Consider the following 13,539-nt stretch of genomic DNA (forward strand, 5'->3'; position numbering starts at 1 on the left):
CTATCAGCGCGCGCGTGCCCGGCGGTGACGGCGCGCGCCCGGGGCACCCGAACGGGTACGTCCCACTCAGGCCCCGGTGGGCTGCGGCTGTGACCTGCTGACGTCGTACACCCCGGCCACGTCGCGCATCGCGCGCATCAGGGCGGGCAGCCGGGCCGCGTCCGGGAGCAGCACGGTGTAGGTGTGGCGGACCCGCTGCCGGTCCGGGGGCTCGACGGTCGCCGAGACGATCTCGGCGCCCTCGAGGGCCATGGCCTCGGTGAGGTCGGCCAGGAGGTGCGGGCGGCCGAACGATTCGGCGAGCAGCGTGACCCGGCACTCGGTGCTGTCACCCCAGCGCACATCGACCTCGGGGCGCCCGGCGCTCGTCATGCGGGCCACGGCGGGGCACTCCGCGCGGTGCACGGTCACCACTCCCCCGCGGACGGCGAAGCCGGTGATCCGGTCCGGCGGCACGGGCGTGCAACAGCCGGCCAGGCGGACGGTCGCGCCCGGCGTGTCGACCAGTACATCGGGGGAAGCGGCTCCCGAGCCGGGGCGGCCCTCCGGCGCGTCGGCCGCGGGGCGTGCGGCGGGCGCGGGGGCGTCGTCGGCCGGGGCGGCGGCGCGTGCCGGGTTCCCGGCCGCTGCCTCTGTCTCCGCCTCTGCTGCCGCCTCGGTCTCCGGGTCGGCGGACGTGGGCGCCGGACGCGCGGCCAGCCGGCGCTGGATGGCGATCCGCGCGGCGGGCGTGTGGGCGTGCTCCAGCCAGTCGCCGTCGGGCTCGGAGGCGGGGTCCTGGCCCATCAGGAGCTGCACGCCGTCGCCGTCGCGCAGCACCGTGCTCATGGTGGCCAGGCGGCCGTTGACCCGGGCGCCCATGCAGGCGTGCGCATCCTCGCCGTACTGGGCGTAGGCGGCGTCGACGCAGGTGGCGCCCTCGGGGAGGCCGAGGGTGCCGCCGTCGGGGCGGAAGACGGTGATCTCGCGGTCCTGGGCGAGGTCCTCGCGCAGGGTGGACCAGAAGGTGTCGGGGTCGGGTGCGCCGCGCTGCCAGTCGAGCAGCCGGGAGAGCCAGCCGGGGCGCGTCGGGTCGGCGCGTTCGCCGTCGCTCGCGGTCTGCTCCTCCGGCGGTGTGGCGTAGGGGTTGCCGAGCGCGACGACGCCCGCCTCGGCGACCTTGTGCATCTGGTGGGTGCGGATGAGGACTTCGACGACCTGGCCGTCCTGCGCGCGGGCCACCGCGGTGTGCAGCGACTGGTACAGGTTGAACTTCGGGACGGCGATGAAGTCCTTGAACTCCGAGACGACGGGCGTCATACAGGTGTGCAGTTCACCGAGGACGGCGTAGCAGTCGGCGTCCTCCTGCACGAGCACCAGGAGGCGTCCGAAGTCGGCGCCGCGGAGCGGATCGCGTTTGCGGGAGACGCGGTGCAGGGAGACGAAGTGGCGGGGCCGGATGAGGACTTCGGCGTTGATGTCGGCCTCGCGCAGCACCTTGCGGACGTCCTCGGCGACCTCGGCCAGCGGGTCGTCCGCGCGGGCGGCGTTCTCGTCGATCAGCTCGCGTGTGTGCTCGTACTCCTCGGGGTGCATGACCGCGAAGACGAGGTCCTCCAGCTCGGACTTGAGCGCCTGGACGCCGAGCCGTTCGGCGAGCGGGATGAGGACGTCCCGGGTCACCTTGGCGATGCGTTCCTGCTTCTCGCGGCGCATCACGCCGAGGGTGCGCATGTTGTGCAGCCGGTCGGCGAGTTTGATCGACATCACGCGGACGTCGTTGCCGGTGGCGAGGAGCATCTTGCGGAAGGTCTCGGGCTCGGCGGCGGCGCCGTAGTCGACCTTCTCCAGCTTGGTGACGCCGTCGACGAGGTAGCGCACCTCGGCGCCGAACTCCTCGCCGACCTGATCGAGCGTCACGTCGGTGTCCTCGACGGTGTCGTGCAGGAGCGAGGCGGTCAGGGTGGTGGTCTCCGCGCCGAGTTCGGCGAGGATCAGGGTCACGGCGAGCGGGTGGGTGATGTACGGCTCGCCGCTCTTGCGCATCTGGCCGCGGTGCGAGGACTCGGCCAGCACGTAGGCGCGGCGCAGCGGGTCGAGGTCGGCGTCGGGGTGGTGGGCGCGGTGGGCCTCGACGACGTGGCCGATGGCGTCGGGCAGCCGGCCGCGGGCGGTGGAGCCGCGCAGCGCGGCGCGGCCGAGGCGGCGCAGATCGATCCGGGGGCGGGCCTTTCTGCGGGCCGCCGCGGGCGCGACGGGGCCGACGCTCGCGGGCGTCACGGGGCCGGGGCTCGCTGGATTCACGGCCTCCGCGTTCATGGGCACCTCCGGCTGCGTAAACCGGCGGACGGGGTATCCCAGGGCGGACACGGCTCAGGGGATGGTGTCGGTCCCCCGTCCGGGCCGGTGCTTGATGCTATCGAGCCCACCACGTGCGGCCGACCGCCTCTCGCCGAGCGTGAAACGGATCACCCATTCGAGCGATGAGCCGAGGGTTTACGTTTTCGTACTGAGTGTCATGGACCGGGCTGTGGTTCACCCGGCCGTCGTCGTGGCGAGTACCCCTTCCAGCCATGCGGAGTCGAACTCTCCCTCCGCGACGATCACTGCCGGACCGGTCATCTCGATCTCGCCGTCGGGGCGCTCGGTGATCACCAGGGTGCCGCCGGGCAGGTCGACGGTGTAGGTCGCCGGGGTCCCGGTGGCCGCCGGGTCGGCGCCGTCCCTGCGCGCGGCGGCGACGGCGACGGCACACGCGCCCGTGCCGCAGGAGCGGGTCTCCCCGGAGCCGCGCTCGTGCACCCGCATCGCGACGTGGCGGGGGCCGCGGTCGACGACGAACTCGACGTTGACCCCGTCCGGGTAGGCGGCGGCCGGGCCGACGGGCGGCGCGGTGTACAGGTCGCCCGCGTGGTCGAGGTCGGCGACGAAGGCGACCGCGTGCGGGTTGCCCATGTTCACGTTCCGCGCGGGCCAGTGGCGCTGGCCGACGCTCACCTCGACGTCGCCCTCGGGGAGCAGCGCGCGGCCCATGCCGACGGTGATGTCGCCGTTCTTGGCGAGGTGCACGGTCTTCACACCCCCGCGCGTGGCGACGGCGAGGTCTCCCTCGGTGACGTGCCCGGCGCGCTGGAGGTAGCGCGCGAAGACCCGTACGCCGTTGCCGCACATCTCGGCGACCGAGCCGTCGCCGTTGCGGTAGTCCATGAACCACTCCGCCTCGGCCGCCATGTCCCGGGCGTCGGGGTGCGCCGCGGACCGCACCACGTGCAGGAGTCCGTCACCGCCGACGCCCGCGCGGCGGTCGCACAGGGCGGCGACGGCGGCGGGGGGCAGGTCGACGGTGTTCTGCGGGTCCGGGACGATCACGAAGTCGTTCTCGGTGCCGTGACCCTTGAGGAAGGCGATCCGCGTGCTCATTCCTCGATCGTACGGGTTGGGTACGACGAGCCGGGAGCGGGAGCGTGGGGGTGCGTGCGGGCGGGGGTCTCAGCCCCGCAGGCGGGCCACCCGCCACACGGCCAGGACGACGATCGCGACGACCGCCAGGGCGTAGACGGTGATCATCCGCCAGTCCGCGCGGCGCCCGGATCCGCGCTGCGGGAGGCCGGGCCAGGTGTAGCCGACGCGGCGGGCGGCCATCATGCCCCAGCCGGCCGCGCACGAGCAGATCAGCAGCCCCAGCATGGCGATCACGGCGCCGCTGTCGCCGAAGTCGAAGGCGAGGGGGAAGGCGAACATCAGGGAGCCGACGGCGGCCAGGCAGACGATGGGCGCGAGCTGCCAGATCCGCAGTCGCCGCTGGGGCCGCAGTTCGACCTCGACCTCGTCCCCGTACATCGCGTCGGGCTCGGGGCCGTCGGCCGCCACGCCCTGCGGGGTCTCGTCGGGGCCGTCGGGGCTCAGGGCGGGTCCGTCCGGCTCCGGGCCACCGGTGCCGGCGGTGCCGTGCTCGGTGCTCGGTGCGGTGTCGCGAGGGCCGGCCTCCATCGCCACGCGCCCTCCCAACTAGGACTCACTCGGTCGATCGAAGCTCGATGATGGCACGCCGTCGGAGGCCGGGATGACGGCCGGGGCGTCCCGATGCCATCACGTGATCAGGCTGTAACCGGTCGTTCGACCAACGACAGGGCGAGCTGCGGAAGTTCCGTGCGATCCGCCACACCCCCACTCAACCAGTGCACCCGCGGGTCGCGCCTGAACCATGAATCCTGACGGCGCGCGAAGCGCTTGGTGGCACGGACGGTCTCCGCGCGCGCCTCGTCGAGCGTGCAGTCACCGGCGAGCGCCGTGAGCACCTGCTGGTAGCCGAGCGCGCGCGAGGCCGTACGCCCCTCGCGCAACCCGCGCGCCTCGAGTGCGCGCACTTCCTCGACCAGTCCGGCCTCCCACATCCGGTCGACGCGGCGGGCGATGCGCTCGTCCAGTTCGGGGCGCGCCACGTCGACGCCGATCTGCACGGTGTCGTAGACGGAGTCGTGACCGGGGAGGTTGGCGGTGAAGGGGCGGCCGGTGATCTCGATCACCTCGAGCGCGCGCACGATCCGGCGGCCGTTGCCGGGGAGGATGGCCCGCGCGGCCTCCGGGTCGGCGGCGGCCAGCCGGGCGTGCAGCACCCCCGAGCCGAGCTCGGCGAGTTCCTCCTCCAGCCGGGCCCTGACCTGGGGGTCGGTGCCGGGGAACTCCAGGTTGTCGACGGCGCCGCGGACGTAGAGGCCGGAGCCGCCGACGAGGACGGGCCAGCGTCCCTCGGCGAGCAGGGCGTCGATCCGCTCCCGGGCCAGCCGCTGGTACTCGGCGACGGACGCCGCGACCGTCACGTCCCAGATGTCCAGGAGATGGTGCGGGACGCCGCCGCGTTCCCCGGGGGTCAGTTTGGCGGTGCCGATGTCCATCCCACGGTAGAGCTGCATGGAGTCGGCGTTGACGACCTCGCCGCCCAGCCGCTGGGCCAGGAAGACGCCCAGATCGGACTTTCCGGCCGCGGTGGGTCCGACTACGGCGATGACACGGGGGGCGGAGGGTGCGCTGCTCACCGCACCAGTCTCGCAAACCCCGCACCTCGCCCTCGAACGAGTTACGTGACGGTCCGCTGCCGGGGTCGTTGCCCGTTGCGAGGTTCCCGCTCCCCGGACGGCCGGGGCGATGGCCCCGGCCACGCGGTCGGACGCACCGGATGCCGCGGGATTTCGCCCGCACGAGTAACGTATGGAGTTGAAATGGGCGTTTTTGCACGGCTTCTCCGGAAGTCGAAGAACACCGAGGAGGCGTCGGTCGCCGAGACCGGGGCCGACGCCGCGGAGACCGAGCGAGTCGCGGAGGAGACCACGGCGGAGGCCGCGGAGACGGCCGAGTCCGGCCCTCGGAACACCGCGGAGACCGACGAGGCCGCCACGGCCCCCGAGGCCGCCGACTCGGACGGTGTCGGCATCCCCAAGCAGCAGTCCGCCGGGGAGGCCGTCGACAACGAGGCCGACAAGGGCGCCCGCACCTGACCGCCCCGTGAGGGAAGGCGAACCATGGGTCTCCTGGACAACTTGAAGGCCAGACTCGGACCGGCGAAGGGCAAGGTCTCCGACCTCGCGCAGCAGCACGAGGGCAAGATCGAACGCGGCCTCGACAAGATGGCGCGGACCGTCGACGAGAAGACCAAGGGCAAGTACAGCGACCGGATCCAGACCGGCACGGGCAAGGCCAAGGGTGCCGTGGACCGTCTCGCTCACAAGGACGAGGGAACGGGCGGAGGCGGCGGCACGCCGGGCAGCGCCCCGGGCGGACCGCCACCGGCCGGGCCCCCTCCTGCCTCCTGACCCGTCACACCGGCGGGTCACCCCCGCGTCGGCGGACGGTCACGGAGCGGATCAGCGCGTCGGCTGACCGGCTCCGTGGCCGTCCGCCGAGGCGTGGCCACGACTACGTACTACGACCACGCGGCCGCGACGTACCCCACCCCGTACGGAGCGTCCTCGTACAGCAGCGTTCCCGACAGGCCCGTTGCCCCGGCCGCGCCCGCGAGGACCTGCCACGGGGCCCGGCCGGACACCTTCAGCTCACGTGCGAGGGCGACGTCCAGCCCGGCGAGGGCGGTCACGTCCGCCGCGCCCAGCGCCCGCCCCGCCACCGCGTCGAAGGGCGCCGCCCGCTCGTCGAGGTAGCCCGGCGCCTTGAGCGTGCGGCACGCGCTGGCGTCGCCCAGCACCAGCAGCGCCATCCGCCCGGCTCGCCCGGCGAGGTCCCGGCCGACGGCGGCGCACCGGTCGGCGGGAAGGTCCTCCCCCACCCCGACGCCCTCGACAGGCGCGTGGGACCAGCCGGTACGGGCCAGCAGCCAGGCCCCGACGGCGAAGCCGTACGGCAGTTCACTCCCGGCCGCCGACGTGGCCGCCCCGGTGTCCGGCCCCAGCCGCACGTCCAGGTCCACGCCGAAGCCGCGGAACGAGCCCGGCGTCCCCTGCGGGTAGATCTCCGGCCCGGCCGCGTCCGCGGGTCCGACGACCACGAGCCGGTCGGGCCGGGCGGCGGCGAGCACGCCCAGCGCGTCCGTGCACGCCGCGCGGGCGGCGTCCAGCTCGGGTGCGGCGCCCGCGGCGACCTCCGGGACGAGGAGCGGCGGGCAGGGGCAGACGGCGGCGGCGACAAGCATGATCGGCAGCGTAACCCCGCGGCTCTCCCGGGGTCGCACTCCCCCGCGGTCAGTCGCAGCCGCAGCCGCTCGCCACCGCCGGCTGGGGCTCGGGCACGCCGATCTTCGGCAGCCCGAGCATCACACCCGCGGGCTTGGCCTGCTCGGCCGCGTTGCGCTTCTCCCAGGCGTCGCCCGCGCGGGTGCGGCGCACGTCGAGGACCTCGCCCTCGGCGAGGAGGTGGTGCGGGGCGGCGTAGGTGATCTCGACCGTCACCACGTCGCCCGGCCGGACCTCTTGCCCGGGCTTGGTGAAGTGCACCAGGCGGTTGTCGGGGGCGCGGCCGGAGAGGCGGTGGGTGGTGCCGTCCTTGCGGCCCTCGCCCTCGGCGACCATCAGCTCCAGGGTGCGGCCGACCTGCTTCTTGTTCTCCTCCCAGGAGATCTCCTCCTGGAGGGCGACGAGGCGCTCGTAGCGCTCCTGGACGACCGCCTTGGGGATCTGGCCGTCCATCTCGGCGGCCGGGGTGCCGGGCCGCTTGGAGTACTGGAAGGTGTACGCCTGGGCGAACCGGGCCTCGCGCACCACGTGCAGGGTCTGCTCGAAGTCCTCCTCGGTCTCGCCGGGGAAGCCCACGATGATGTCGGTGGTGATCGCCGCGTGCGGGATGGCGGCCCGCACCTTCTCGATGATCCCCAGGTAGCGCTCCTGCCGGTAGGAGCGGCGCATCGCCTTCAGCACCGGGTCGGAGCCGGACTGGAGCGGCATGTGCAGCTGCGGCATGGCGTTCGGCGTCTCGGCCATGGCGGCGATGACGTCGTCGGTGAAGTCGCGCGGGTGCGGGGAGGTGAAGCGGACGCGCTCCAGGCCGTCGATGCTCCCGCAGGCGCGCAGCAGCTTGCTGAACGCTTCGCGGTCGCCGATGTCGGAGCCGTAGGCGTTGACGTTCTGCCCGAGGAGGGTGATCTCCGAGACGCCCTCGGCGACCAGGGCCTCGACCTCGGCGAGGATGTCGCCGGGGCGGCGGTCCTTCTCCTTGCCGCGCAGGGCCGGGACGATGCAGAAGGTACAGGTGTTGTTGCAGCCGACGGAGATGGAGACCCAGGCCGCGTAGGCGCTCTCGCGCCGGGTCGGCAGCGTGGACGGGAACGCCTCCAGGGACTCGGCGATCTCGACCTGCGCCTCCTCCTGCACGCGGGCGCGCTCCAGCAGCACCGGGAGCTTGCCGATGTTGTGCGTGCCGAAGACGACGTCCACCCAGGGGGCGCGCTTCACGATGGTGTCGCGGTCCTTCTGCGCGAGGCAGCCGCCGACCGCGATCTGCATCCCGGGGCGGCTCGCCTTCTTCGGGGCGAGGTGGCCGAGATTGCCGTACAGCTTGTTGTCGGCGTTCTCCCGGACGGCGCAGGTGTTGAAGACGACGACGTCCGCGTCGCCGTCGGCGCCCTCGGCGGCGCGGACGTACCCCGCGTCCTCCAGCAGGCCGGACAATCGCTCGGAGTCGTGGACGTTCATCTGGCACCCGTAGGTGCGTACTTCGTAGGTGCGCGTGCCGCCCACTGTCTGGCTCCGGTCGATGCTGCTCATGGCAATAAGGGTAGGCGGTCGGCGGCGATGGCCCGGGCCACCTGTGGACAACCCGGATCGGGGCTGGTCAGGGCTCGATCAGGCCCGCGCGGATCGCGTACCGGGTCAGCTCCAGGCGGTCGCGGACGCCCAGCTTCTGCAGGAGGTTGGCGCGGTGGCGTTCGACGGTCTTGGCGCTGATGAAGAGCAGTTCGCCGATCTCCTTGGAGGTGTGCCCCTCGGCGACGAGCTTGAGGATCTCCTCCTCGCGTTCCGTGATGGGCCGCTCCGGCAGGTCGCCGCCCCGGTCCATGCGCTCCAGGTAGGACCGGACGAGGGCCCGTTCGGCGCCGGGGTAGATGAACGGTTCGTCGCGCACGGCGGCCCGGCACGCCTCGACCAGGTCGCGGTCGGCGACGGACTTGAGGACGTATCCGCAGGCGCCGGCCTTGAGGGCCTCGAAGAAGTACTGCTCGTTGTCGTACATGGTCAGGATCAGGATGCGCAGCCCGGGCAGCCGTCGGGAGAGTTCGCGGGCCGCCTGGAGGCCGGTCATGCGGGGCATCGCGACGTCCAGGACGGCCAGGTCGACCTCGGTGGCCCGGGCCGCCGCGACCGCCTCGGCACCGTCACCGGCCTCGGCGACCACCGTGAGGTCCGGTTCGCCGTCGAGGATGAGGCGTACCCCTCGGCGTACGAGGGTGTGGTCGTCGGCGAGCAGGACGCGGATCGGGGGCCGTGCGGACATCAGGGGCTGTCTCCGGTTCGGTCTGCGGAACGCTCCCCGGGCGGGGCGGGGACGCGCAGGCGTACGTCGGTGCCCCCTCCGGGGGCGGTTTCGAAGTGGATCTCGGCTCCTATCAGCAGGGCACGCTCACGCATGCCCCGGATCCCGGCGCCCTCGGCGGCCGTGCCGAGACCGGTGCCGTTGTCGCGGACGAGCAGTTCGACACCGTCGGCCAGCGGACGCAGGCTGATCGCGGCGTGGTCGGCGGCGGCGTGCCGGGCGGTGTTGGTCAGGCCCTCCTGGGCGACCCGGTAGAGCACCAGTTCCGCCTCCGGGGCGAGCGGGGGCAGGTCGCCGGGGACATGGTGCTCGACGGAGAGCCCGTGGTGGGTGAACTCGGCGGCGAGGGAGCGCAGCGCACTGGGCAGGCCGAGCTCCTCCAGGACCCCGGGGCGCAGCCGGCGGGCGATGCGGCGGATCTCGTCGAGGCCGGACCGGGTGGCCTCCTGCGCCAGCGACACCTCTTCGCGCAGATCGCCGGGGACCCGGTCGGCGACCCGCTTGAGCTGGAGGAGGACGGCGGTGAGGGTCTGACCGACCTCGTCGTGCAGTTCGCGGGCGATGCGGTGGCGTTCGCGTTCCTGCGCCTGGAGCGCGCGGCCGGCGCCGGCCGCGCGTTCGGCCTGGAGCCGGTCGAGCATCGTGTTGTACGTGGCGATCAGCTGCGCGGCCTCGGCCGGTCCGGCGACCGCCGGGCGGGCGCCTGGCACCAGCAGGTCGGCGGTGGCCATGGCGCGGCCGAGCCGGTGCAGGGGGTTCAGACCGACGCGCAGGACGACCGCGTTTCCGGCGAGCAGTGCCGCGAGGCCCACGAGCAGGATCAGTGCCTCGCCGGGCAGGACCGGCGTCGAGACGGTGAGCGGCCCCAGGAGCAGCGCGGTGGCGACGAACAGGCCCGCGGCGTTGAGCGAGAAGATCCGCCAGAAGAGCGACACGGTCCTCTTTCCGCTCCTCCCGGCTTCCGCGCACGACACCGCCGCTGCCAGTCTGCGCGCCAGCGACCGGCTGCGTATATCCGTCACGACACCCATATCGCCACCGTACGTGCGGATGACAGCATGGCGGGGCCGCGAGCACGTCGCGTACGTGCGGGAAGGTGCGGCAAAGGAAGCAAGACGAATGAGGGGACAGCTCGTGTCAGCACCACGCCTGAGGGCGACGCCGCTGCCGGGTATCGGGGTCCAGTACGACCTGGTGACTCGCGAACACGGCCATCTGTCGGTGGTGGCACACCGCGACGGCGCCCGCACGGTGAACGTCTACCGGGCCGACGACCCCGACTCGTGCGCCCACTCGCTGCGGCTGAGCGGCGCCGAGGCGGGCGCGCTGATCGACGCGCTGAAGCCCTCGCACCACAGCGCCAACCTGCTCTACACCACGGACCTGGGCCTGGTCGCCGAGCGGATCGAGGTGGCCGCCACCTCCCGCTGGAACGGGCGGCTGCTGGGCGAGACATGCATGCGGACCGAGACCGGCGCGTCGATCGTGGCGGTGCTGCGGAGGGCCGAGGCGATCCCCTCGCCGGCGCCGGACTTCCGGCTCGTGGGTGGTGACACCTTGATCGTCATCGGCACCCGTGAGGGCGTCGACGCCGCCGCGGCGATACTCGGGCAGGAGTGAGCCAGTGCACTCCGCGGTCCTCCTGATCGAGTTCGGTTCCATCATCCTGGGGCTGGGGCTGCTCGGCCGGTTCGCCGGTCGCTACCGGCTCTCCCCCATCCCGCTGTACCTGCTGGCCGGTCTGGCCTTCGGCGAGGGCGGTCTGCTCCCGCTCGGCGCGAGCGAGGAGTTCGTCGCCACCGGCGCCGAGATCGGTGTCATCCTCCTGCTGCTGATGCTGGGCCTGGAGTACACGGCCAGCGACCTGGTCACGAACCTCAAGTCCCACTATCCGGCCGGCCTCGTCGACTGCGCGCTCAACGCGGTGCCGGGCGCGGTGGCCGCGCTGCTGATGGGCTGGGGGCCGGTGGCGGCCGTCGTCCTCGCCGGCGTCACGTGGATCTCGTCGTCCGGTGTGATCGCCAAGGTGCTGGGCGACCTCGGCCGGGTCGGCAACCGCGAGACGCCGGTGATCCTGAGCGTGCTGGTCCTGGAGGACCTGGCGATGGCGGTGTACCTGCCGATCGTCACCGCGCTGGTCGCCGGTGCCGGGCTGATGACCGGCAGCATCACGCTGGCGGTCGCGCTGGCCGCGGCGGGGCTGGTGCTCTTCGTGGCGCTGCGCTACGGACGGCTCATCTCGCGGTTCGTCTCCAGCGACGACCCGGAGAAGCTGCTGCTGGTGGTGCTCGGCCTGACGATCCTGGTCGCGGGTGTGGCGCAGCAGCTCCAGGTGTCGGCCGCGGTGGGCGCCTTCCTGGTGGGCATCGCGCTGTCGGGGGAGGTCGCGGAGGGCGCGCACACGCTGCTGAGCCCGCTGCGGGACCTGTTCGCGGCGGTCTTCTTCGTCTTCTTCGGCCTGCACACGGACCCGGCCAGCATTCCGCCGGTCCTGCTGCCGGCCCTCGCACTGGCCCTGCTCACGGCGGTGACGAAGATCGCCACCGGGTACTGGGCGGCACGGCGCGCCGGGATCTCGGTCAAGGGCCGCTGGCGTGCGGGCGGGGCGCTGGTGGCGCGCGGCGAGTTCTCGATCGTCATCGCGGGTCTCGCGGTCTCGGCCGGCATCGAACCGTCCCTGGGCCCGCTCGCCACGGCCTACGTCCTCATCCTGGTCGTCCTCGGCCCCCTCACCGCCCGCTTCACCGAGCCGCTGGGGATGCGCCTGTTCGGCCGCCGGGACCGTCCCGACCACCCGGGCGGCGGTGTCTCCGACAGGGCGTCCCGGACGACGACGGGCGCGGAGGCGTCGGTCGCCGACTGACGGCGGGCTCGGCCACGCGGACATCCGCGAGGACCTCGGCCGCGCGGACTGTCCGCGAGGACCTCGGCCGCGCGGACATCCGCGAGGACCTCGGCCGCGCGGACTGTCCGCGAGAGCCTCAGCCGCGCGGACATCCGCCAGGTCCTCAGCCGCGCGGCGTCCCCGTCCCGTCCGGTGTCGGCGGCGTCCCCGCCGCGTCCGGCGTCCGTGGCGTCCACCCCTGGCGGCGCAGGACGGCGGAGACGTCCGGTGCCTCGTAGTGGTCGCCCTTGAGCACCTTGCCGTCGGCGCGGCGGCTGACGCTGCCGTCGGGGCCGAGCTTGGTCATGTTGGAGCGGTGGATCTCGGCGATCACCTCGTCCAGGTCGATGCCGTGGACGAGGGCCGTGCCGTAGGCGACGTAGACGACGTCGGCCAGTTCGTGCGCGAGCCGGTCGAGCGGGCCCGTCACCGACACCTCCGCGACCTCGGCGGCCTCCTCGGCGAGCAGCTCACCTCTGTGCGCCGCCAGGCCGGGCGGGACCTCGGTCGGGGCGCTGCGGGCGTCCAGCCCGAAGGCGAGGTGGAAGGCGTGGACCAGGTCGGCGGGCGAGGTGTTGCTCATGCCGAGGACTCTAGCGACCGCCACCGACAACGGTCCCGCGCTCTCGGTGCCGCGGTGTGAGCTCGGCCCTGGTCAGTGCCGGTGCGGGCTGGCAGGATCGGCCCCATGTCCACGCTGCTCTCCCGTATCGGCAGGCGCCGGGCCGCCCAGGGCGCGGTCGCCGGTGCCGTCGTGCTCGGACTGCTGCTGTGGTGGCTGCTGCCGCTGGGTGAGAAGCCGCCGGGCGGGAACATCACGTTCAGCACCGGCACCCGCGCGGGCGTCTACCAGAAGTACGGCGAGCTGCTGCGCTCCGAGCTGCGCAAGGACATGCCGGGTCTGGACGTGCGGCTGATGACCAGCGCGGGCTCGCAGGAGAACGTCGAGCGGGTCGCGTCAGGAGAGGCCGACTTCACGATCGCCGCGGCCGACGCGGTGGAGACGTACAAACTCTCCGGCCGCCCCGGGGCCGAGGCGCTGCGGGGGGTCACCCGCCTCTACGACGACTACGTGCAGCTCGTGGTGCCGACCGACTCGGACATCCAGTCGGTCGCCGACCTGCGGGGCAAGCGGGTCGCGATAGGGCTGCCCAACTCGGGCGTACGGCTGATCGCCACCCGGCTCCTGAAGGCCGTCGGCATCGATCCGGAGACGGACATCACGCCCCGCGCGGACGGCATCGACACCGGCCCCGGGCGGCTCGGCGACGAACTGGACGCGTTCTTCTGGTCGGGCGGCGTGCCCACCGACGGGCTCAGGCAGATCGCGGAGACGTCCGCCTTCCGGTTCGTGCCGATCGGCGACGACCTCGTGACCGAGCTGCACGAGTCGGGCGGCGCGACCCGGTACTACCGCACCACCAACATGCCGGAGTCGGCCTACCCCACCGTGCAGAACGGCGCCGTGGTGCCGACCATGGCGGTGTCCAACCTGCTGGTGACCCGCGCGGACGTCGATCCGCGGCTCACCGAGTGGCTGACCCGGACCGTGCTGGACAGCCGCGACGGCATCGGAGCGCACGTCCACTCCGCGCAGCTGGTGGATCTGCGCACGGCGATTTACACCGACCCACTGGAGCTGCACGAGGGCGCCCGGCGCTACTACCGCTCGGTCAAGCCGTAGCTGCGGCGTCCTGCCG

General features: G+C 73.2%; 14 protein-coding genes. 5 read left to right on the forward strand and 9 right to left on the reverse strand.

The genetic code is table 11. The annotated features are described in order from the left end of the window. Positions 1 to 66: 66 nt before the first annotated feature. From ACGF3J_RS11480 to miaA, 4 genes are all read right to left on the reverse strand, one after another. Complete coding sequence (locus tag ACGF3J_RS11480) at positions 67 to 2,298, reverse strand: RelA/SpoT family protein (protein WP_393854012.1); 2,232 nt, start codon at positions 2,296 to 2,298, stop codon at positions 67 to 69. 216 nt (positions 2,299 to 2,514) lie between these two features. Beyond that, positions 2,515 to 3,399: a diaminopimelate epimerase gene (gene dapF, locus ACGF3J_RS11485; RefSeq protein ID WP_393854013.1), complete on the reverse strand. Its 885-nt coding sequence runs from the start codon at positions 3,397 to 3,399 to the stop codon at positions 2,515 to 2,517. Positions 3,400 to 3,468: 69 nt separating this feature from the next. Next, positions 3,469 to 3,969, reverse strand: coding sequence for a hypothetical protein (locus ACGF3J_RS11490; RefSeq protein ID WP_393854039.1), 501 nt, complete (start codon positions 3,967 to 3,969; stop codon positions 3,469 to 3,471). Between the two features lie 107 nt (positions 3,970 to 4,076). Next, on the reverse strand, positions 4,077 to 5,015 hold the full coding sequence (miaA, locus tag ACGF3J_RS11495) for a tRNA (adenosine(37)-N6)-dimethylallyltransferase MiaA (protein WP_393854014.1): 939 nt from the start codon (positions 5,013 to 5,015) through the stop codon (positions 4,077 to 4,079). A 183-nt stretch (positions 5,016 to 5,198) separates the two neighbouring features. On the opposite strand from miaA, the gene ACGF3J_RS11500 reads away from it, so the two are divergent. Both ACGF3J_RS11500 and ACGF3J_RS11505 read left to right on the forward strand, forming a co-directional pair. Further along, on the forward strand, positions 5,199 to 5,474 hold the full coding sequence (locus tag ACGF3J_RS11500) for a hypothetical protein (RefSeq protein WP_386933965.1): 276 nt from the start codon (positions 5,199 to 5,201) through the stop codon (positions 5,472 to 5,474). Between the two features lie 24 nt (positions 5,475 to 5,498). Then, positions 5,499 to 5,789: an antitoxin gene (locus tag ACGF3J_RS11505; RefSeq protein WP_161331571.1), complete on the forward strand. Its 291-nt coding sequence runs from the start codon at positions 5,499 to 5,501 to the stop codon at positions 5,787 to 5,789. A gap of 110 nt (positions 5,790 to 5,899) precedes the next feature. Here the strand turns inward: ACGF3J_RS11505 and ACGF3J_RS11510 are convergent, their stop codons facing one another. The 4 genes from ACGF3J_RS11510 to ACGF3J_RS11525 form a co-directional block, all read right to left on the reverse strand. After that, positions 5,900 to 6,622, reverse strand: a complete 723-nt coding sequence (locus ACGF3J_RS11510) for a class III extradiol dioxygenase subunit B-like domain-containing protein (protein WP_393854015.1) — start codon at positions 6,620 to 6,622, stop codon at positions 5,900 to 5,902. 49 nt (positions 6,623 to 6,671) lie between these two features. Next, on the reverse strand, positions 6,672 to 8,189 hold the full coding sequence (miaB, locus tag ACGF3J_RS11515) for a tRNA (N6-isopentenyl adenosine(37)-C2)-methylthiotransferase MiaB (protein WP_161332292.1): 1,518 nt from the start codon (positions 8,187 to 8,189) through the stop codon (positions 6,672 to 6,674). A 67-nt stretch (positions 8,190 to 8,256) separates the two neighbouring features. Continuing rightward, on the reverse strand, positions 8,257 to 8,916 hold the full coding sequence (locus ACGF3J_RS11520) for a response regulator transcription factor (RefSeq protein WP_161332293.1): 660 nt from the start codon (positions 8,914 to 8,916) through the stop codon (positions 8,257 to 8,259). Further along, positions 8,916 to 9,986 (reverse strand): sensor histidine kinase, encoded by a 1,071-nt coding sequence (locus tag ACGF3J_RS11525; RefSeq protein ID WP_393854016.1) that lies wholly within the window; start codon positions 9,984 to 9,986, stop codon positions 8,916 to 8,918. The genes ACGF3J_RS11520 and ACGF3J_RS11525 overlap by 1 nt, the downstream gene beginning before the upstream one ends. A 103-nt stretch (positions 9,987 to 10,089) precedes the next feature. Here ACGF3J_RS11525 and ACGF3J_RS11530 point away from each other — a divergent pair, with 103 nt between their 5' ends. Next, positions 10,090 to 10,575, forward strand: coding sequence for a cation:proton antiporter regulatory subunit (locus tag ACGF3J_RS11530; protein WP_386933971.1), 486 nt, complete (start codon positions 10,090 to 10,092; stop codon positions 10,573 to 10,575). A gap of 4 nt (positions 10,576 to 10,579) precedes the next feature. Continuing rightward, positions 10,580 to 11,818, forward strand: a complete 1,239-nt coding sequence (locus ACGF3J_RS11535; protein ID WP_161332296.1) for a cation:proton antiporter — start codon at positions 10,580 to 10,582, stop codon at positions 11,816 to 11,818. A 145-nt stretch (positions 11,819 to 11,963) separates the two neighbouring features. Here ACGF3J_RS11535 and ACGF3J_RS11540 read toward each other — a convergent pair whose 3' ends face one another. Then, the gene (locus ACGF3J_RS11540) at positions 11,964 to 12,422 is read right to left on the reverse strand and encodes a MazG nucleotide pyrophosphohydrolase domain-containing protein (protein ID WP_161326410.1); all 459 of its coding nucleotides are present in this window, start codon (positions 12,420 to 12,422) and stop codon (positions 11,964 to 11,966) included. Between the two features lie 105 nt (positions 12,423 to 12,527). On the opposite strand from ACGF3J_RS11540, the gene ACGF3J_RS11545 reads away from it, so the two are divergent. Next, positions 12,528 to 13,523, forward strand: a complete 996-nt coding sequence (locus tag ACGF3J_RS11545) for a TAXI family TRAP transporter solute-binding subunit (protein ID WP_161326409.1) — start codon at positions 12,528 to 12,530, stop codon at positions 13,521 to 13,523. Positions 13,524 to 13,539 lie beyond the last annotated feature (16 nt).

The sequence above is a fragment of the Streptomyces sp. NPDC048171 genome, from assembly GCF_043202655.1.
In the GTDB taxonomy this organism is placed as follows: Bacteria; Actinomycetota; Actinomycetes; order Streptomycetales; family Streptomycetaceae; genus Streptomyces.